We start from the raw sequence: 18,848 nt of genomic DNA, 5'->3' as shown, positions 1-18,848 counted from the left end.
GGGGCGGAAAACCTGGTGCGGCCCGGTGTTTTCTTGAGAGCGCGGAACGCCGCCGCTCAATGCGGCGACGCACCGTGCGCGCCTGCGCGCACCCGGCCATCCGCGGCCGCCGGACTGTCGCTCTCGCGCCATCTTTCCTCGGTTACAATCGCCGGATGCGAATCCTACTCAGCAACGACGACGGCTATCTCGCCCCCGGTCTCGCCGCGCTCAGCGAAGCGCTGCGGCCGCTGGCCGAACTCACTGTGATCGCGCCCGAGCAGAACTGCAGCGGCGCATCGAATTCACTCACGTTGTGGCGGCCGCTGTCGGTGCAGCGCGCGACGGGTACGGGTTTCTTCTACGTGAACGGCACGCCGACCGATTCGGTGCACGTCGCGTTGACGGGGATGGCCGACGCGAAGCCGGACATCGTCGTGTCGGGGATCAACAACGGCCAGAACATGGGCGAAGACACGCTCTATTCGGGGACAGTTGCGGCCGCCACCGAAGGCATCATGTTCGGCGTCCCGGCCATCGCGTTCTCGCTGGCCGACAAGGGCTGGGCCTATCTGGCGGACGCCGCGCGCGTCGCCGCGGAAATCGTCGAGCACTATCTCGCGCATCCGCTGCCGGGCCAGCCGCTGCTGAACGTCAACATTCCGAACCTGCCTTACGACGAACTGAAGGGCTGGAAGGTCACGCGCCTCGGCAAGCGTCATCCGTCGCAGCCGGTGATTCGCCAGACCGACCCGCGCGGCGAGCCGGTGTACTGGATCGGTGCGGCGGGCGCGGCGCTGGACGCGAGCGACGGCACCGATTTCCACGCCGTCGCAAACGGTTTCGTGTCGATCACGCCGCTGCAGCTCGACCTCACGCATACGCAGATGCTGCCCGCGACGCGCGAATGGGCGCGCGCCGGAGGGCGGGCTTCATGAGCGGCGAGCGCGCGAAGCGGTTCCCGCTCGCGCTCGAAGATCTCAAGCGAGCGCCACGCAAGTCGGAAGGTCGGGCCGGTGAACGCCATGCGGCGGCCGCGGCGCCGAAGGCCGTCGACAAGCCTGCTGCCGTGCTGAAACCGGTTGCGGTGAAGCCGGCTGCCGGGCGGGCGCCGCTGTCCGGTTCCGCCGCCGCGAAGCCTGCGACCACTCCGAAGTCGACCGCGCTGAAGCCTGCGCTGCCGAAGCCGGCCGCGCCGAGCGTCGCGCCGGCCGGCGCGTTCGCGCTCACGTCGGAACGTGTGCGCGAGCGGATGGTCGAACGGCTGCGCGCGAACGGCGTGACCGACGCGCGCGTGCTGGAAGCGATGGCCGCGGTGCCGCGCCACATGTTCGTGGATCCTGGGCTTGCGACGCAGGCCTATGAGGATTCGGCGTTGCCGATCGGCCACCAGCAAACAATTTCAAAGCCGTCGGTCGTCGCGCGCATGATCGAGCTCGCGATGGCCGGCCGCACGCTCGAGCGCGTCCTCGAGATCGGCACGGGCTGCGGCTACCAGGCCGCCGTGCTGAGCCACGTGGCACGCGACGTGTATTCGATTGAACGCATCAAGCCGCTCTACGAGCGCGCGAAGCTGAACCTGCGGCCGTTGCGCGTGCCGAACATCCGGCTGCACTACGGCGACGGGCGTGTCGGCCTGCCGTCCGCGGCCCCGTTCGACGCGATCGTGATCGCGGCGGCGGGGCTCGACGTGCCGCAGGCGCTGCTCGAGCAGCTCGCGATCGGCGGGCGGCTCGTCGCACCGGTCGGCGCGCAGAGCGGGCAGCACCAGGTGCTCACGCTCGTCGAGCGCGTCGCGCACGCGCAATGGCGAGAGTCCCGGCTTGATCGCGTTTTCTTTGTCCCTTTAAAATCCGGAGTGATTTGAAACCGATGAGTATGTTGCGCGCGATGCAAAACAACCGATCCAGGGAACCGCTCACGTTCGCCCAGCGCGCGATCTGTGTGGCTGCGTTCTCCACGCTGCTGGCCGCCTGTGCGACGCGGCTCGACAACGCGCCTGTCGTCGACCGCTCCGGGTCGCTCGGCACGACCGCCACTGCGCAGCCCGCGGTGCCGCTCGGGCCGCCGCCGCCTGGCTTCTACCGTGTGAAGCCTGGCGACACGCTGTACCGGATCGCGCTCGAGAACGGGCAGAACTATCGCGACATCGCGTCGTGGAACAACCTGACGAACCCGAACCAGATCGAGGTCGACCAGTTGCTGCGCGTTGCGCCGCCGGGCGGCGCTGCGGCTGCGGGCGTACCGGCTGCGGGCGCACTGGCGGCCGCACCGATCGCGGGCGCCACCGTCGCGACCGCGCCGCTCAGCAGCGGCCCCGCGACGCCGGCTGCCGGCACGTCGTCCACGCTCGCAGCGCCGCCGGCCGCGGCCACCGGATCGAGCGACACGGCGGCGGCCCCGAGCGGCCCCGTGACGTTCGCGTGGCCCGCGCGCGGCCCCGTGCTGAATGGGTTCGACGACGCGAAGAACAAGGGTGTCAACATCGGCGGCACGGCCGGCGAGGCCGTGAAGGCGGCGGCCGACGGCCGCGTCGTCTACTCGGGCAACGGCCTGCGTGGCTACGGCAACCTCATTATCATCAAACACGATGCAACTTACCTCACGGCGTATGCACACAATCGCGCTTTGATGGTAAAAGAGGGGGACGCGGTAACGAAGGGGCAGAAGATCGCCGAGATGGGTAACAGCGATGCCGACCGCGTGATGCTGCATTTCGAGGTTCGCCGGCAGGGTAAGCCTGTCGATCCGCTGAAGTATTTGCCGCCTCAATAACCGAGACGACCATGCCGAAATCGAAGCGCCACGAGCCGCAAGCCGAGTCTGAGAAGATCAGTCGTGCCACGCAAGCATCGGCGGGGCGAGCTGGCGCTTCGACGGACGATGACGACGACGTCGCGGAAAACGAACGAGATCTCGAGGCACGCGACGCCGAGGCGGACGGTGGCGACGACGAGCGCGAAGGCCGCGCGGAAGCCGCGCCCGACGTCGACGATTTCCGCACGCTGCTGCAGGCCGAGCTCACGGCCGATACGATCCAGCATTACCTGAACCGCATCAGCGTGAAGCCGCTGCTGACCGTCGAGGAAGAGCAGCGTTATTCCCGTCTCGCGAAGGCCGGCGAATTCGAGGCGCGGCAGGTGATGATCGAGCGGAACCTGCGTCTCGTCGTCAGCATCGCCAAGGGGTATCTGAACCGCGGCGTGCCGCTGCTCGACCTGATCGAGGAGGGCAACCTCGGCCTGATGCACGCGATCGAGAAATTCGACCCGACACGCGGTTTCCGCTTCTCGACCTATGCGACCTGGTGGATCCGGCAGAGCATCGAGCGAGCGATCATGAACCAGGCCCGCACGGTGCGCCTGCCCGTGCACGTGATCCGCGAACTGAACCAGGTGCTGCGCGCGAAGCGCCACCTCGAAAAGAATTCGATGTCGACGGGCGAGGCGGCCGAGCGCCGCGAAGCCAGCATCGACGACATCGCCTATCTCACCGGCAAGACCGCCGAGGAAGTCACCGACATCCTCGCGCTCAACGAGCACACGGCGTCGCTCGACGCGCCGCTCGACCTCGATCCCGCGAGCAGCTTGCTCGACCTGCTGCCCGACGACCAGAGCCAGTCGCCCGACGCCGAGGTGCAGCACCGCGAGCTCGAGACGCTGACGCGCGCGTGGCTGTCGCGGCTGTCCGACAAGCATCGGCACGTGATCGAGCGCCGCTTCGGCCTGAATCACATCGAACCGGCGACGCTCGAGGAGCTCGCCGACGAGATGGGGCTCACGCGCGAGCGCGTGCGGCAGATCCAGCAGGAAGCGCTGGTGCGCCTCAAGCGGTTTTTTGCCTCCAACGGCGTGCGCAAGGACGCCGTTCTGTAACCGATGACTCCGATTCTTGTTTTTGACATCGAGACGATTCCCGATGTCGACGGCATTCGCCGTCTGGAAGACCTGCCCGCGACGCTCGACGACGCCGCGGTGGCCGAACATGCGTTCGCCGCACGGCGCGAGAAGACCGGCGGCGATTTCCTGCCGCATCACCTGCAGCGTATTGCGGCGATCTCGTGCGTGTTCCGCGACAACAACGGTTTTCGCGTCCGCTCGCTCGGCACGCCGCAGGACAACGAAGCGACGCTGATCCAGTCGTTTTACCGCGTGATCGAGAAATACACGCCGCAGCTCGTGTCGTGGAACGGCGGCGGCTTCGATCTGCCGGTGCTCCATTACCGCGCGCTCGTGCACGGCATCCCCGCGACCCGCTATTGGGATCTCGGCGAGGACGACCGCGAATTCAAGTGGAACAACTACATCTCGCGTTATCACTCGCGGCATACCGACCTGATGGATGTGCTCGCGATGTATCAGGCGCGCGCGAACGCGCCGCTCGACGCGCTCGCGAAGATGTGCGGCTTTCCGGGCAAGCTCGGGATGGACGGCAGCCAGGTTTGGCCGGCGTTCCAGGACGGGCGGATCGAGGAAATTCGCAATTATTGCGAGACCGACGTCGTCAATACGTACCTGCTGTACTGCCGGTTCCAGCTGATGCGCGGCGGCCTGACGCAGAGCGAGTATACGGACGAGATCCTGCTCGTGAAGAACGCGCTCGCGCAGGAGCCCGCGTCGCACTGGGCCGAATACCTGGCGGGCTTCGCTGCGTAGCGCGGGCATCGCGATCAGGCGAGTTCGAGCAGCACCGGCTGGTGATCCGACGCGCGCACGTCGCCGTCGATCTCGCAGCGCATGACGCGCGGCAGCAGTGTATCGGTCACGAACACGAAGTCGCACGCGAGCGGCCCCTCCGACCATTGCGCCGTATCGTAGACGCCGGCCGTCGGCGGCGGCGTGCTGCCGGGATGCCGCGCCCTCCATGCGTCGACGAAGTGCGGGGCGTCGGCGATCGGCTCCAGGAAGCGCCGGTACGCATCGCTGCCGAACGCGCTGTTGAAATCACCGCAGACGATCGCGTCGCGCGGCTGGCCGGTCGCGCTGAACGGCCCCTCGGCAGTTTCGGCGGGCGCGGGCCGTTCCGCGTGTGCGCAGGCCTCGCGATGCCGGTCGCGCAGCGCATCGACCTGCGCAAGCCGCTGGCGCGCCGAATAGTATTCGAGGTGCGTGGTGACCACGCGCAGCGGGCCGAAAGGCGTCTGCAACTCAGCGTCGAGCGCGATGCGCGGCATCGACGGCGCGTCGGCGTCGGCCGGCCACGGCAGCAACTGGCGCAACACGCGCCCGACCGGCAGCCGGGTCGCGATCGCATTGCCGAACTGGCGGCGCGGGGCGCCCGGTTCAATGGCCGGCAGGTCCGCGCCGATGGCTTCGACGATCGTATAACCGGGCAGCAGCGACGCGAGTTCGGCGAACTGGTCGAGGCCCGGCCGGCCAGGCAGTGCGTCGAAGCCGCGCGTGACCTCCTGCAGGCACAGCACGTCGAAATCGCCGAGTCGGCGAATCGCTGCGACGGTGCGTGAAAGGTCGACAACGCCGTCGGCGTCCCGACCCCATTGGATGTTCCAGTCGATCAGTCGCATGGTCGAACCTCCTGCCGGGTGGCTTTCGGGTTCCCGGCCTCTCCTGGCTGGTTTGCATCCCGCCGGCTGCGGGCGTTCCTGGGAGCTATTCGCCTGGCCGTCCCGGCGCAATGCAGGGGCGTCTATGCTTAAGTGTCGGCGCTTGCCCGATGCAAAGCGGTCGATGCGGGCCTTCGTCGTCTACAATCTCGCCTTCTTCAACGTTTGTCAGGAAAAGCTGGTGTCTGAAGCCGTCCCCACTTCTACGCGCAAATCGAAAAATGCGCCCGTCGCGCCCGGGATCGCCCCGGTTCTCGAGATCGAATCGCTCGACATGGAAGCGCGCGGTGTCGGCCGCACGATGACCGAGGACGGCGAGCCGGGCAAGGTCATCTTCGTCGAGGGCGCGCTGCCCGGCGAGCGTGTGACCTATTCGAGCTACCGCCGCAAGCCGAGCTACGAGCAGGCGACGGTAGTCGACATTCTGCGCCCGAGCGTGATGCGCACGCAGCCGAAATGCAAGTTCTTCGGCACCTGCGGCGGCTGCTCGATGCAGCATCTCGACATGCGCGCGCAGGTGGCGGTCAAGCAGCGCGTGCTCGAAGACAACCTGTGGCACCTGGCGAAGCTGCGGGCGGAAACGATGTTCGCGCCGATCCACGGCCCGTCGTGGGGCTATCGCTATCGTGCGCGCCTGACCGTGCGAAACGTGGCGAAGAAGGGTGGCGTGCTGGTCGGGTTCCACGAGAAGAAGAGCAGTTACGTTGCCGACATGACGAGCTGCGAAGTGCTGCCGCCGCACGTGTCGGCGATGCTGGTGCCGCTGCGCCGGCTCGTCGAGGGGCTGTCGATCCGCGATCGGATGCCGCAGATCGAGCTCGCGGTCGGCTCGGAGGTCACCGCGCTCGTGCTGCGTGTGCTGGAGCCGATCAACTCGGACGACGAAGCGTTGCTGCGCGCGTTCGCGGACGAACACAAGGTGCAGTTCTGGCTGCAACCGAAGGGCCCCGACACGGTGACGCCGTTCTATCCGCTCGACGTGTCGCTCGATTACACGCTGCCGGAGTTCGGTATCCGCATGCCGTTCAAGCCGACCGACTTCACGCAGGTCAACCATCAGATCAACCGCGTGCTGGTGGGGCGCGCGCTGCGCCTGCTCGCGCCGTCGCGCGACGACCGCGTGCTCGACCTGTTCTGCGGGATCGGCAACTTCACGCTGCCGCTTGCGCGGCTGTCGCGCGAAGTGATGGGCATCGAGGGCAGCGACACGCTGACGACGCGCGCGCTTGCGAACGCACGCGAGAACGGTGTCGACGGCCATACGACGTTCGCGTGCCGGAACCTGTTCGAAGTGACGGGCGACGACCTCCGTGCGCTCGGTGCATTCGACAAGTTCCTGATCGATCCGCCGCGCGAAGGCGCGCTCGCGGTGTCGAAGGCGCTGGCCGAGATCGCGCAAAGCGGCGAAGGCCCGCTGCCGAAGCGGATCGTCTACGTGTCGTGCAATCCGTCGACGCTTGCGCGCGACGCGGGCCTGCTTGTGCACGAGGCCGGCTACCGGCTGAAGGGCGCCGGTGTCGTGAACATGTTCCCGAATACGTCGCACGTCGAATCGATTGCGCTGTTCGAGCGTGATTGAGCCGGGCGGCAGACGTAAAAAAACCGGCCCTCGGGCCGGTTTTTTCATGGTGCGTGGCGAACGTCAGTTGCGGTTGCCGCCGAAGATGCCGAGCAGCGCGAGCAGGTTCGTGAACACGTTGTACAGGTCGAGGTAGATCGCGAGCGTCGCCGAGATGTAGTTCGTCTCGCCGCCGTTCACGACGCGCTGGACGTCGAACAGCATGTACGCGGAGAAGATCGCGATCGCGAGCACCGACACGGTCAGCATCAGTGCCGGCAGTTGCAGGAAAATGTTCGCGACCGACGCGAGCAGGATCACGATCACGCCCATGAACAGCCACTTGCCGAGCCCCGAGAAATCGCGCTTGCTGACGGTGGCGATCGTCGCCATCGCGGCGAAGATGATGCCGGTGCCGCCGAACGCGAGCATGATCAGCGACGGGCCGTTCGAGAAGCCGAGGATGAAGCTCAGCAGCCGCGACAGCATCAGGCCCATGAAGAACGTAAAGCCGAGCAGCACGAACACGCCGGCCGCGCTGTTTTTCGTCCGCTCGATCGCGAACATGAAGCCGAACGCGATCGCGAAGAACGCAAGCAGGCTCATCATCGGGCTCGTGGCCGCGAACAGCGAGAAGCCCGTCGTGACGCCGACCCAGGCGCCCAGCACGGTCGGCACCATCGATAGCGCGAGCAGCCAGTACGTGTTCCGCAGCACGCGGTTGCGAACCTCGGCGGTGCTGACGGAACCGCCGCGACCGAAATTGTACGGATAGTCGTTCATGGTTTCTCCTAACATGGAACGCGTGGGCGTCCGGGGCCGGTTCGGCGCGCGCGGTGTGCGGCGCAGCAAACCGGAACAGCTATGGCTAAGATACGTTCCGCGCCGCGAGGTTTCAATGGATGCGTGGCGCAAAACATATGAATTCGGAACCTTTCACGCGTGTAAGGGTTCAATCGCAATGATACACGGGATCGTGCTACAATAGCGGATTCATTTGAACCTGTAACTTCTTAATTTCTTGGAGTTTTTATGGCAATCGAGCGCACCCTGTCGATCATCAAGCCGGATGCGGTGGCAAAGAACGTGATCGGCCAGATCTACAGCCGTTTCGAAGGCGCCGGCCTGAAGATCGTCGCATCGCGCATGGCGCACCTGTCGCGTGCTGACGCAGAGAAGTTCTACGCGGTTCACGCAGCGCGTCCGTTCTTCAAGGATCTCGTCGATTTCATGATCTCGGGCCCGGTGATGATCCAGGTTCTGGAAGGTGAAGGCGCGATCCTGAAGAACCGCGACCTGATGGGCGCGACGGATCCGAAGAAGGCGGAAAAGGGCACGATCCGCGCCGACTTCGCCGACAGCATCGACGCGAACGCCGTGCACGGCTCGGACGCAGCAGAAACGGCTGCGGTCGAAGTCGCGTTCTTCTTCCCGGAAATGAACGTTTACTCGCGTTAAGCTCTGGCTGGCAGCAGGTAGGCAGGATTCAGCGCACGCGGCAAGGCAGCACATCATGACGAGCGAAACTTCCGTCAATCTTCTCGACTTCGATGCCGAGGGTCTTGTCGCGTACTGCGGCAGCCTCGGCGAGAAGCCGTTCCGCGCCAAGCAGTTGCAGCGCTGGATCCATCAGTACAACGCCGGCGATTTCGACGGCATGACCGATCTCGCGAAGTCCCTGAGGGAGAAACTCAAGGATCGAGCGTCGATCGTGATGCCGGATATCGCCAGCGATCACGTTTCCACCGACGGTACGCGCAAGTGGCTGATCGACGTCGGAAACGGCAATGCGGTGGAAACCGTGTTCATCCCGGAAGAGACGCGCGGCACGCTGTGCGTGTCGTCGCAGGCCGGGTGTGCGGTCAACTGCCGCTTCTGTTCGACGGGCAAGCAGGGCTTTTCCCGCAACCTGTCGACAGCCGAAATCATCGGCCAGCTACGGATGGCCGAATTTGCGCTGCGAGCGTCGCTGGGCCGCGCGCCCGGCCCGAACGGCAAGGCCGAGCGGGTCGTCACCAACGTGGTGATGATGGGCATGGGCGAGCCGCTCCTGAATTACAGCGCGGTCGTGCCCGCGATGCGGTTGATGCTCGACGACAACGCGTACGGCCTGTCGCGCCGCCGCGTCACGCTGTCGACGTCCGGCGTGGTGCCGATGATGGACCGCCTCGGCGCCGAATTGCCGGTCGCGCTGGCCGTTTCGCTGCACGCGCCGAACGATGCGCTGCGCGACGAACTGGTGCCGCTCAACAAGAAGTATCCGCTTCGCGAGCTGATGGCTGCGTGCCAGCGCTATCTGAAAGTCGCGCCGCGCGACTTCATTACTTTCGAATACTGCATGCTGGACGGCGTCAACGACACCGAAGCGCATGCGCGCGAACTGCTGGCCGTCACGCGCGACGTGCCGTGCAAGTTCAATCTGATCCCGTTCAATCCGTTTCCGGAATCGGGCCTCATCCGCTCGAAGCCGGAGCAGATCAAGCGCTTTGCACAGGTCCTCATCGACGCGGGTGTCGTCACGACCGTGCGCAAGACGCGCGGCGACGATATCGATGCCGCATGCGGCCAGCTGGCCGGCGCGGTGAAGGACCGCACGCGCCTCGCGGAACGAACGGGCGCAGCAGCAAAAATCATCGAAGTTCGGGCAGTTTGACGGGGGTGCCTAGCCAAGGATGCCCGAACCTCTTGGCGGTACAACACGCGAATAGCGATCGGTCGCGGCGCCACGGCGCCGCGCATGGTATGAACAGTTGCGGGTGCAGGCCGGCGGGAGCCGGCGGCGGCCGCCAGTGAAGAAGAATCGACGCGAGGACAAGGATGAGTGAGCCGCAGCCGACTAACGGCGCAGAGACGAATGCCGCAAAACCGGCACCGGCGGGACTTGAATCGCTGGCGGCGGTCGGCAGCCGGCTGGCGCAGCTTCGGGAGACGAAGGGCTGGACGGTCGACGACGTATCGGCGCGGCTCAAGGTCGCACCGCAGAAGCTTCGAGCGCTCGAGGCCGGCGACATCAGTCATTTGCCTGGCGTGACGTTCGCGCTCGGCGTCGTGCGCAGCTACGCGAAGATGCTCGGCGTCGACCCGGAACCGTTCGCGCAGGCGCTGCGCCGCGAGCGCGGAGTGCCGGAAGTCGACCTGTCGATGCCCGCATCGTCGGGGACGGATCTGCCGCGCGGCCGCGTGTCGATTCCGCTGGGCGGTTCGTCGCGCAACCACCCGTGGCTGTGGGGAACGGCGATCGTCGTCGTCGCGGTGGTTGCCGTATTGATGTGGCACACTGGCGGCGATTCGTCGAGCCTGCTCGCGCGCTTCAAGGGCGGCGACGCGGAGCATGCGTCGGCTGCGAGCGCACCGGCGGCATCATCGTCTTCCGTTGAAGAGGCAGCCGCGAGCGGCGCGTCGGCCGTAGCCGCCAATGAGGTTCCGGCCCCGGCGGCGACGTCCGCTGCAGCGACGCAGGCGATTGCGTCTGCCGTACCGGCGCCCGCGGCGCCTGCGGCCCCGGTCGCGACGGCGGCTGCATCGCAGCCGGTCGTGGCAACGACGGCCGCGAGCGCCGCCGCGCCGGCCGAGCCGGCGAGCGTCGTGGTCGCGGCTGGCCAGTCGATGGTCGAACTGAAGGTCAAGCAGGATTGCTGGTTCAGCGTGCGTGACAAGAACGGCAAGGAGCTGTTCTCGGCGCTGGTGCGGGCCGGCGAGACGAAGCAGGTCGCTGGCGACGGGCCGTTCAAGGTCACGATCGGCAACAAGGCAGGCCTCGACGCGGTCGCGTTCGACGGAAAACCTGTCGATCCGGCAAAATATTCGGCAGCGCGGGGCAATGTGGCGCGGTTCACGTTGCCCTGACGTCAAGCGCCGTGGCGAAGGTCTGTCGTCGATACCGGCAGGCCGTGAGGGCACGGCGCTTTTTCAATTCATGCGCTGCGTTGCGGCGCATTCCGCGTAAATGGATCTATCGATGCAATCCGAAGCCCAATCCCCACGCAGCAGTCAGATTTGTTCAACCGAGCCGGTGTTCGGCGGGCATCAGCCCCGTCGCGTGTCGCATGCGGTGGATGTCCGCTGGGGCGGGCAGCTCGTGACGATCGGCGGCACCGCGCCGGTGCGCGTGCAGTCGATGACGAATACCGACACGGCCGACGCGATCGGCACGGCGATCCAGATCAAGGAACTCGCGAACGCGGGCTCCGAACTGGTGCGCATCACGGTCAACACGCCCGAGGCCGCGGCCGCCGTGCCGGCGATCCGCGAGCAGCTCGACCGGATGGGCGTGACCGTGCCGCTCGTCGGCGATTTCCACTACAACGGCCACCTGCTGCTGCGCGATTACCCGGGCTGCGCGGAGTCGCTGTCGAAGTACCGGATCAACCCCGGCAACGTCGGTCAGGGCGCGAAGCGCGATACGCAGTTCGCGCAGATGATCGAGGCCGCTGCCAAGTACGACAAGCCGGTGCGGATCGGCGTGAACTGGGGCAGTCTCGACCAGGACCTGCTCGCCCGCATGATGGACGAGAACGGCGCGCGTTCGCAGCCGTGGGATGCGCAAAGCGTGATGTACGAGGCGCTGATCCAGTCGGCAATCGGCTCGGCCGAGCGTGCGGTCGAACTGGGTCTGGCCCGCGACCGCATCGTGCTGTCGTGCAAGGTCAGCGGCGTGCAGGACCTGATTGCCGTGTACCGCGAACTCGGCCGCCGCTGCGGCTTCGCGCTGCACCTCGGGCTGACCGAGGCCGGCATGGGCTCGAAGGGCATCGTCGCATCGACGGCCGCGCTCGGCGTGCTGCTGCAGGAAGGGATCGGCGACACGATCCGTATCTCGCTGACGCCGGAACCGGGCGCATCGCGCACGGGCGAGGTGATCGTCGGCCAGGAAATCCTGCAGACGATGGGCCTGCGCTCGTTCGCGCCGATGGTGATCGCGTGCCCGGGCTGCGGCCGTACGACGAGCACGCTGTTCCAGGAACTCGCGATGCAGATCCAGACCTACCTGCGCGAGCAGATGCCGGCCTGGCGCAAGGAGTATCCGGGCGTCGAGAAGATGAACGTCGCGGTGATGGGCTGCATCGTCAACGGCCCGGGCGAATCGAAGCACGCGAACATCGGCATCAGCCTGCCGGGTTCGGGCGAGAACCCGGCCGCGCCCGTCTTCATCGACGGCGAGAAGGTCAAGACGCTGCGCGGCGAGCGGATCGCCGAGGAATTCCAGCAGATCGTCAGCGACTACGTCGCACGCAACTATGGCCGCGCCGACGCGACCGTGAATTAATTCGTCCACACACGATGACTGAACAGAAACGCAAGATAGAAAAGCTTACCGGCGTCAAGGGCATGAACGACATCCTCCCGCAGGATGCCGGCCTGTGGGAATTCTTCGAAGCCACCGTGAAATCGCTGCTGCGCGCTTACGGCTACCAGAACATCCGCACGCCGATCGTCGAACACACGCAGCTCTTCACGCGCGGCATCGGCGAAGTCACGGACATCGTCGAGAAGGAAATGTATAGCTTCACCGACGCGCTGAACGGCGAGAACCTGACGATGCGCCCGGAAAACACCGCGGCCGTCGTGCGCGCGTCGATCGAGCACAACATGCTGTACGACGGCCCGAAGCGCCTGTGGTACATCGGCCCGATGTTCCGTCACGAGCGTCCGCAGCGCGGCCGCTACCGCCAGTTCCACCAGGTCGGCGTCGAGGCGCTCGGCTTCGCGGGTCCCGATGCGGATGCCGAGATCATCATGATGTGCCAGCGCCTGTGGGACGACCTCGGCCTGACCGGCATCAAGCTCGAGATCAACTCGCTCGGCCTCGCCGAAGAGCGCGCCGCGCATCGCGTCGAACTGATCAAGTACCTCGAGCAGTTTGTCGACGTGCTCGACGAGGACGCAAAGCGTCGCCTGTATACGAACCCGCTGCGCGTGCTCGACACGAAGAATCCCGCGCTGCAGGAGGTCGCGCAGAACGCGCCGAAGCTGATCGACTTCCTCGGCGACGAATCGCGCGCGCACTTCGAAGGGCTGCAGCGCCTGCTGCTCGCGAACAACATTCCGTTCAAGATCAACCCGCGTCTCGTGCGCGGCCTCGACTACTACAACCTGACCGTGTTCGAGTGGGTGACCGACAAGCTCGGCGCGCAGGGCACGGTCGCGGCCGGCGGCCGCTACGATCCGCTGATCGAGCAGCTCGGCGGCAAGCCGACCGCCGCGTGCGGCTGGGCGATGGGTATCGAGCGCATCCTCGAACTGCTGAAGGATGAGGATCTGGCGCCCGAGCAGGAAGGCGTCGACGTGTACGTCGTGCACCAGGGCGAGACCGCCCGCGAGCAGGCGTTCATCGCGGCCGAGCGCCTGCGCGACACGGGCCTCGACGTGATCTTCCACTGCAGCGCCGACGGCGCGCCGGCGAGCTTCAAGTCGCAGATGAAGCGGGCCGATGCAAGCGGCGCGGCATTCGCGGTGATCTTCGGCGAAGAAGAGGTCGCGAACGGCACGGTGGGCGTGAAAGCACTGCGCGGGGCGGGCGACGATGGGGAAAAGAACGTTCAGCAGACCGTACCGGTCGAAAGCTTGACCGAATTCCTAATCAATGCGATGGTTGCATCCGCCGAAGACGGCGACGACTGATCGCGCTGGCATCCGCTCGACAAGAAAGGCCTGAACAGGAAGGAATCGCTCGCCGATGAGTTATCACGACGAACAAGAATCGATTGAAAGTGTCAAGGCGTGGTGGGCCCGCTGGGGCAACCTCACCACGTGGATCGTGCTCGCGGCGCTCGTCGTCGCGGCCGGTTTCAACGGCTGGAACTACTGGCAGCGCCGTCAGGCTGCCGAGGCGTCCGGGCTGTACGAGCAAGTCCAGAAGGCCGCCGCCGCGAACGACAAGGCGACGATGGCTCGCGCGGCCGCCGACATGGAAGACAAGTTCGGCAGCACGCCGTATGCGCAGATGACGGCGCTCGCGGCCGCGAAGGTGCTGTACGCGGCCGGCGACTCCGCAGGTGCGAAGACGCAACTGCAATGGGCTGTCGATCACGCCAAGGATGACGAGTACAAGCAGATCGCGAAGCTGCGTCTCGCGTCGCTGCTGCTCGACGAGAAGGCGTACGACGCGGGCCTCGCGCTGCTGTCGGGCACGCCGCTCGATGCATTCAAGGGCCTCGTGGCCGATCGCCGCGGCGACCTGCTTGCCGCGCAAGGCAAGACCGACGATGCGCGCGCCGCATACAAGCTCGCGCTCGACGGCCTGTCGAAGGACGATCAGTCTGCGCGACAGCTCGTGCAGTTCAAGCTGGACGCGCTCGGCGGCTGAACCCCGGTCCCCTCAACCTCTTAACTCTGCTTCGCTAACCGATGAATTTGCTGAAACGTTACGCTGTGCCCGTTGCCTGCGCGGCGGCTGTCCTGGCATTGGCGGCCTGCTCGTCGTCGAAGGATGCGCGCCGCGTGCCGACGCCGCTCACCGAGTTCAAGCCCGTGATGGACGTGCAACAGGTCTGGAAGGCAAGCGTCGGCAAGGGCGGGCGCTATCTGTTCTCGCCGGTGGCCGTGGGCGACGCCGTCTATGCGGCGGGTGAAAACGGTTCGGTCGAGAAGATCGACGCGAAGACGGGCCAGTCGATCTGGCGCTCGAAGGTCGGTTCGGACCTGTCGGCCGGTGTCGGCAGCGACGGCAACCTGACCGCCGTCGGCGCGCTGAAGGGCGGCGTGTTCGTGCTGGGCCCGGACGGCAAGCAACTGTGGAAGACCAGCGTGCAGGGCGAGATCTTCTCGCCGCCGCTCGTCGGCAACGGCCTCGTGGTCGTCCGCACGATCGACGGCCAGGTGATCGCATTCAACGCGCAGACGGGCGAGCAGAAGTGGAACTACCGCAACCGCGCGGTGCCGCTGAACCTGCGCGTGTCGGCCGGCATGACGTTCGCGGGTGACGCGGCGGTGCTGGCGGGCTTCCCGGGCGGGGGTCTCGTCGCGATCAACCTGCAGACGGGCGAGCCGTTCTGGCAGACTCCGGTGTCGTTCCCGAAGGGCGTGACCGAGGTCGAGCGCATCAACGACGTCAGCGGTCCGCCGACGCTCGTGGGCGCGGAAGCCTGCGCGGTGACGTTCCAGGGGCAGCTCGGCTGCTTCGATGCGAACTCGGGCCGCCCGCTGTGGGAAAAGGCGTTCTCGAGCCGCAGCGGCCTCGCGCAGGACGATTCGGTGGTCGCCGGCGGCGACGACTGGTCGGTCGTGACGGCGTACGACGCGGCCTCGGGCAACCAGCTCTGGCGCAACGACAAGCTGAAGAGCCGCGACGTCGGCGTGCCGTACCTGCTCGGGCGTGCGGTCGTGATGGGCGACTACCAGGGCTTCGTGCACTTCCTGTCGCGCGAAGATGGCAGCTTCATCGCGCGGATGAAGACGGATGGCAGCGCGATTACGGCAGCACCGGTCCTCGCGGGCAATACGCTCGTGGTGCAGACGAAGGACGGCGGCCTGTACGGGTTCCGTCCGCGCTGACGCGCAGGAAACATGCGCAGCCGAGGTGCGGCGGGCTCGTCCCGCGCGCCTGGGCCGCGCGACATGAAGGCGGCCGGTGTTCCCGGCCGCTCGGTATTTGAAAGGCAGTTCGAGACGAAAGACGACGGCGCGCACGACGCGCGCCCGGCGCGCGCATCCGGCGCGGCGCGAATTCGTGATATTTTCATTCAGCGCAGCCGCCCGCAGCAGCGGGCCTCCCGCTGCTGCGCTTCACCGTAGAAAACACAGATGAAACCGGTCATTGCCCTTGTTGGGCGCCCCAATGTGGGGAAATCCACGCTGTTCAACCGGCTCACGCGCTCGCGCGATGCGCTGGTCGCCGACTTGCCGGGCCTGACGCGCGATCGCCATTACGGCGAAGGGCGCGTCGGCGAGCGGCCGTACCTGGTCGTCGATACGGGCGGCTTCGAACCCGTCGCGAAGGACGGCATCCTGCACGAGATGGCGCGCCAGACTCGGCAGGCGGTTGAAGAGGCCGACGTCGTCGTGTTCATCGTCGACGGCCGCAACGGGCTCGCGCCGCAGGACAAGTCGATCGCCGACTACCTGCGCAAGACCGGCCGGCCGATTTTCCTCGTCGTCAACAAGGCCGAGGGGATGAAGTATACGGCGGTCGCGACCGACTTCTACGAGCTCGGGCTCGGCGACCCGCGCGCGATCTCGGCCGCGCACGGCGATGGCGTGACCGACATGATCAACGAGGCGCTGGAAGTCGCATACAGGGACCAGCCCGAAGAGGAAGACGAGAACGACCCGTCGCGCGGCATCAAGATCGCGATCGTCGGCCGGCCGAACGTCGGCAAGTCGACGCTCGTGAACGCGCTGATCGGCGAGGACCGCGTGATCGCGTTCGACATGCCGGGCACGACGCGCGATTCGATCTACGTCGACTTCGAGCGTAACGGCAAGAAATACACGCTGATCGACACGGCCGGCCTGCGGCGCCGCGGCAAGGTGTTCGAAGCGATCGAGAAGTTCTCGGTCGTGAAGACGCTGCAGTCGATCTCCGACGCGAACGTCGTCATTCTTTTGCTGGATGCGCAGCAGGACATTTCCGACCAGGACGCGCACATCGCCGGCTTCGTCGTCGAGCAGGGCCGCGCGCTCGTGATCGGCGTCAACAAGTGGGACGGGCTCGACGACCACGCGCGCGATCGTGCGAAAGCGGATTTGACCCGCAAGCTGAAATTCCTCGACTTCGCGAAATCGCACTTCATTTCGGCCGCGAAGAAGACGGGCATCGGCACGCTGATGCGCTCGGTCGACGACGCGTACGCGGCGGCGATGGCGAAGCTGCCGACGCCGAAGCTCACGCGCGCGCTGATCGAGGCCGTCGAGTTCCAGCAGCCGCGCCGTCGCGGCCCGGTGCGTCCGAAGCTGCGCTACGCGCACCAGGGCGGCCAGAATCCGCCGATCATCGTCATCCACGGCAACGCGCTCGACGCCGTGACGGAAACGTACAAGCGCTACCTGGAAAACCGGTTCCGCGAAACTTTCTCGCTGACCGGGACTCCATTGCGCATAGAGTTCCGTTCGTCGAACAATCCGTACGCGGACAAGGGCTGAAGCACGCCCCGCAAGGGATAGGCCGCAAGGCCTACGCCCGGGCGGGGCAGGCAAAATCGGCTATAGTGTAGCGATTGGCGCCGGATCTCTTTTTCTTCGCCGCCAATCCAGATCAACCTGCAAAAAAAGATGGAGTACGCCATGAGCAACAAAGGGCAATTGTTACAAGACCCGTTTTTGAACGCACTGCGCAAAGAGCACGTTCCCGTTTCGATCTACCTCGTCAACGGCATCAAGCTCCAAGGGAACATTGAATCGTTCGACCAGTACGTCGTGTTGCTCCGTAATACGGTGACCCAGATGGTATACAAGCACGCCATCTCGACGGTCGTGCCGGCGCGCCCGGTGAATTTCCACCCGGACGCTGAAGCTTCGTCCTAACCTATCGCAGCGGCCGGCATCCGGTCGCCGCGAGCGACCGATGCCAGCCGCCTTATCTTGACACCCGATAATTTGATCAACGCAGCGCTCGTCGGCATCGATTTCGGCAAGACCGATTTCGAAGCCAGTCTCGAAGAACTCAGTCTTCTCGCCTCCAGCGCGGGGGCCCGTCCCGCCGTCACCCTCACGGGTCGTCGCTCCAGTCCCGATGCCGCGATGTTCATCGGCAGCGGCAAAGCCGAAGAATTGCGGCTTGCCTGCGACGCGCACAACGTCGAAATCGTCATCTTCAACCACGCACTGGCACCGGCCCAGCAACGCAATCTGGAGCGGGCGCTTAACAGGCGAGTCGTCGATCGCACGAGCCTCATCCTCGACATCTTTGCGCAGCGCGCCCGCAGCCACGAAGGCAAGCTGCAGGTCGAACTCGCGCAGCTTCAATACCTGTCGACGCGGCTCATTCGCGCATGGACCCACCTCGAACGGCAAAAGGGTGGTATCGGCCTGCGCGGTCCCGGCGAAACCCAGCTCGAAACCGACCGCCGGCTGATCGGCGAGCGCATCAAGATGCTGAAGTCGCGGCTCGACCGGCTGCGCCGGCAACACAGCACGCAACGCCGGCAGCGCGCGCGCAGCGGCACGATGTCGGTGTCGCTCGTCGGCTATACGAACGCGGGCAAGTCGACGCTGTTCAATGCGCTGACGAAAGCGCAGGCCTACGCGGCCGACCAGCTTTTCGCCACGCTCGATACGACGTCGCGGCGCGTGTACCTCGGCGACGAGGTCGGCCAGATCGTCGTGTCGGATACGGTGGGGTTCATCCGCGAGCTGCCTCACCAGCTCGTCGCGGCGTTTCGCGCGACCCTCGAGGAAACGATCCACGCGGATCTGCTGCTGCACGTGGTCGATGCATCGAGTGCGGTCAGGCTCGAGCAGATCGAGCAGGTCAACGGCGTGCTGCACGAGATCGGCGCGGACACGATCCGGCAGGTGCTGGTGTTCAACAAGATCGACGCCGTGCCCGAGCTGGCGGCCCGCGGCGACGCGGTCGAGCGGGACGAGTATGGTAATATTTCGCGCGTCTTTTTGAGCGCGCGCACCGGTCAGGGTCTTGACGCGTTGCGTGCCGCCATCGCCGAGATCGCCTCCGCGGAACACCTTTCCAGTGCGATGTTGCCCAACGGCGCGCTCGACGGCGCGTCCGCTGAACCACACGAAGACCGCACGATTTCCGAACACGGGCGCTAACCGGTCCCGGCCGGTTAGCCGGCGCCTAATCTGGTGAAC

18 protein-coding genes are annotated in these 18,848 nt (G+C 66.0%); 16 read left to right on the top strand and 2 right to left on the bottom strand.

The window, feature by feature from the left end; translation table 11 throughout:
- The first annotated feature begins 155 nt into the window (after positions 1–155).
- From surE to OEJ37_RS15160, 5 genes are read left to right on the top strand one after another with little or no spacing between them, the layout of a single operon-like run.
- Positions 156–917 (top strand): 5'/3'-nucleotidase SurE, encoded by a 762-nt coding sequence (gene surE, locus OEJ37_RS15180; RefSeq protein ID WP_175920176.1) that lies wholly within the window; start codon positions 156–158, stop codon positions 915–917.
- A complete protein-coding gene (locus tag OEJ37_RS15175) occupies positions 914–1,846 on the top strand; it encodes a protein-L-isoaspartate(D-aspartate) O-methyltransferase (protein WP_263344715.1) in 933 nt (310 codons plus the stop codon). Before surE ends, OEJ37_RS15175 begins: the two co-directional genes overlap by 4 nt.
- A 5-nt stretch (positions 1,847–1,851) precedes the next feature.
- Entirely contained in the window at positions 1,852–2,754 is a 903-nt protein-coding gene (locus OEJ37_RS15170; RefSeq protein WP_175920174.1) for a peptidoglycan DD-metalloendopeptidase family protein, read from the top strand.
- An 11-nt stretch (positions 2,755–2,765) separates the two neighbouring features.
- Positions 2,766–3,854, top strand: a complete 1,089-nt coding sequence (rpoS, locus tag OEJ37_RS15165) for an RNA polymerase sigma factor RpoS (RefSeq protein ID WP_034181276.1) — start codon at positions 2,766–2,768, stop codon at positions 3,852–3,854.
- Positions 3,855–3,857: 3 nt separating this feature from the next.
- On the top strand, positions 3,858–4,634 hold the full coding sequence (locus OEJ37_RS15160; RefSeq protein WP_174419028.1) for a 3'-5' exonuclease: 777 nt from the start codon (positions 3,858–3,860) through the stop codon (positions 4,632–4,634).
- Positions 4,635–4,648: 14 nt separating this feature from the next.
- On the opposite strand, the gene OEJ37_RS15155 is transcribed toward OEJ37_RS15160, so the two are convergent.
- Positions 4,649–5,503 (bottom strand): endonuclease/exonuclease/phosphatase family protein, encoded by an 855-nt coding sequence (locus tag OEJ37_RS15155; protein WP_263344714.1) that lies wholly within the window; start codon positions 5,501–5,503, stop codon positions 4,649–4,651.
- Between the two features lie 220 nt (positions 5,504–5,723).
- Here OEJ37_RS15155 and rlmD point away from each other — a divergent pair, with 220 nt between their 5' ends.
- Positions 5,724–7,121, top strand: coding sequence for a 23S rRNA (uracil(1939)-C(5))-methyltransferase RlmD (gene rlmD / locus OEJ37_RS15150; protein ID WP_263344713.1), 1,398 nt, complete (start codon positions 5,724–5,726; stop codon positions 7,119–7,121).
- Between the two features lie 63 nt (positions 7,122–7,184).
- Here rlmD and OEJ37_RS15145 read toward each other — a convergent pair whose 3' ends face one another.
- Positions 7,185–7,883: a Bax inhibitor-1/YccA family protein gene (locus tag OEJ37_RS15145; RefSeq protein WP_034181280.1), complete on the bottom strand. Its 699-nt coding sequence runs from the start codon at positions 7,881–7,883 to the stop codon at positions 7,185–7,187.
- A gap of 249 nt (positions 7,884–8,132) precedes the next feature.
- Here OEJ37_RS15145 and ndk point away from each other — a divergent pair, with 249 nt between their 5' ends.
- The 10 genes from ndk to hflX all read left to right on the top strand — a co-directional run bounded on the left by ndk (position 8,133) and on the right by hflX (position 18,809).
- Complete coding sequence (gene ndk / locus OEJ37_RS15140) at positions 8,133–8,558, top strand: nucleoside-diphosphate kinase (protein ID WP_011352265.1); 426 nt, start codon at positions 8,133–8,135, stop codon at positions 8,556–8,558.
- Between the two features lie 55 nt (positions 8,559–8,613).
- On the top strand, positions 8,614–9,753 hold the full coding sequence (gene rlmN, locus OEJ37_RS15135) for a 23S rRNA (adenine(2503)-C(2))-methyltransferase RlmN (RefSeq protein WP_174419031.1): 1,140 nt from the start codon (positions 8,614–8,616) through the stop codon (positions 9,751–9,753).
- 164 nt (positions 9,754–9,917) lie between these two features.
- On the top strand, positions 9,918–10,946 hold the full coding sequence (locus tag OEJ37_RS15130; RefSeq protein ID WP_263344711.1) for a helix-turn-helix domain-containing protein: 1,029 nt from the start codon (positions 9,918–9,920) through the stop codon (positions 10,944–10,946).
- 112 nt (positions 10,947–11,058) lie between these two features.
- Positions 11,059–12,366, top strand: a complete 1,308-nt coding sequence (ispG, locus tag OEJ37_RS15125) for a flavodoxin-dependent (E)-4-hydroxy-3-methylbut-2-enyl-diphosphate synthase (RefSeq protein WP_263344710.1) — start codon at positions 11,059–11,061, stop codon at positions 12,364–12,366.
- A gap of 14 nt (positions 12,367–12,380) precedes the next feature.
- On the top strand, positions 12,381–13,721 hold the full coding sequence (gene hisS, locus OEJ37_RS15120) for a histidine--tRNA ligase (RefSeq protein ID WP_174419034.1): 1,341 nt from the start codon (positions 12,381–12,383) through the stop codon (positions 13,719–13,721).
- Positions 13,722–13,776: 55 nt separating this feature from the next.
- A complete protein-coding gene (locus OEJ37_RS15115) occupies positions 13,777–14,406 on the top strand; it encodes a tetratricopeptide repeat protein (protein WP_152857461.1) in 630 nt (209 codons plus the stop codon).
- A gap of 41 nt (positions 14,407–14,447) precedes the next feature.
- Positions 14,448–15,593, top strand: a complete 1,146-nt coding sequence (gene bamB, locus OEJ37_RS15110) for an outer membrane protein assembly factor BamB (protein WP_152857460.1) — start codon at positions 14,448–14,450, stop codon at positions 15,591–15,593.
- Between the two features lie 249 nt (positions 15,594–15,842).
- The gene (der, locus tag OEJ37_RS15105) at positions 15,843–17,180 is read left to right on the top strand and encodes a ribosome biogenesis GTPase Der (RefSeq protein ID WP_072437233.1); all 1,338 of its coding nucleotides are present in this window, start codon (positions 15,843–15,845) and stop codon (positions 17,178–17,180) included.
- A gap of 141 nt (positions 17,181–17,321) precedes the next feature.
- Positions 17,322–17,561, top strand: coding sequence for an RNA chaperone Hfq (gene hfq, locus OEJ37_RS15100; protein WP_006399927.1), 240 nt, complete (start codon positions 17,322–17,324; stop codon positions 17,559–17,561).
- Positions 17,562–17,633: 72 nt separating this feature from the next.
- Positions 17,634–18,809 (top strand): GTPase HflX, encoded by a 1,176-nt coding sequence (gene hflX / locus OEJ37_RS15095; RefSeq protein ID WP_174419041.1) that lies wholly within the window; start codon positions 17,634–17,636, stop codon positions 18,807–18,809.
- Positions 18,810–18,848 lie beyond the last annotated feature (39 nt).

This window comes from Burkholderia sp. BKH01 (assembly GCF_025685725.1).
GTDB classification, from domain to species: Bacteria; Pseudomonadota; Gammaproteobacteria; order Burkholderiales; family Burkholderiaceae; genus Burkholderia; species Burkholderia pyrrocinia_C.
This window is presented reverse-complemented; position numbering and strand designations above follow the sequence as displayed.

What these genes read in the sequence shown, in the direction of transcription:
- OEJ37_RS15130 (WP_263344711.1), top strand. Translation starts at nt 9,918, where the DNA reads ATGAGTGAGCCGCAGCCGACTAACGGCGCAGAGACGAATGCCGCAAAA.
- OEJ37_RS15155 (WP_263344714.1), bottom strand. Translation starts at nt 5,503, where the DNA reads ATGCGACTGATCGACTGGAACATCCAATGGGGTCGGGACGCCGACGGC.
- OEJ37_RS15160 (WP_174419028.1), top strand. Translation starts at nt 3,858, where the DNA reads ATGACTCCGATTCTTGTTTTTGACATCGAGACGATTCCCGATGTCGAC.
- der (WP_072437233.1), top strand. Translation starts at nt 15,843, where the DNA reads ATGAAACCGGTCATTGCCCTTGTTGGGCGCCCCAATGTGGGGAAATCC.
- hisS (WP_174419034.1), top strand. Translation starts at nt 12,381, where the DNA reads ATGACTGAACAGAAACGCAAGATAGAAAAGCTTACCGGCGTCAAGGGC.
- OEJ37_RS15115 (WP_152857461.1), top strand. Translation starts at nt 13,777, where the DNA reads ATGAGTTATCACGACGAACAAGAATCGATTGAAAGTGTCAAGGCGTGG.
- rlmN (WP_174419031.1), top strand. Translation starts at nt 8,614, where the DNA reads ATGACGAGCGAAACTTCCGTCAATCTTCTCGACTTCGATGCCGAGGGT.
- OEJ37_RS15145 (WP_034181280.1), bottom strand. Translation starts at nt 7,883, where the DNA reads ATGAACGACTATCCGTACAATTTCGGTCGCGGCGGTTCCGTCAGCACC.
- hfq (WP_006399927.1), top strand. Translation starts at nt 17,322, where the DNA reads ATGAGCAACAAAGGGCAATTGTTACAAGACCCGTTTTTGAACGCACTG.
- surE (WP_175920176.1), top strand. Translation starts at nt 156, where the DNA reads ATGCGAATCCTACTCAGCAACGACGACGGCTATCTCGCCCCCGGTCTC.
- OEJ37_RS15170 (WP_175920174.1), top strand. Translation starts at nt 1,852, where the DNA reads ATGAGTATGTTGCGCGCGATGCAAAACAACCGATCCAGGGAACCGCTC.
- ispG (WP_263344710.1), top strand. Translation starts at nt 11,059, where the DNA reads ATGCAATCCGAAGCCCAATCCCCACGCAGCAGTCAGATTTGTTCAACC.
- rpoS (WP_034181276.1), top strand. Translation starts at nt 2,766, where the DNA reads ATGCCGAAATCGAAGCGCCACGAGCCGCAAGCCGAGTCTGAGAAGATC.
- ndk (WP_011352265.1), top strand. Translation starts at nt 8,133, where the DNA reads ATGGCAATCGAGCGCACCCTGTCGATCATCAAGCCGGATGCGGTGGCA.
- OEJ37_RS15175 (WP_263344715.1), top strand. Translation starts at nt 914, where the DNA reads ATGAGCGGCGAGCGCGCGAAGCGGTTCCCGCTCGCGCTCGAAGATCTC.
- bamB (WP_152857460.1), top strand. Translation starts at nt 14,448, where the DNA reads ATGAATTTGCTGAAACGTTACGCTGTGCCCGTTGCCTGCGCGGCGGCT.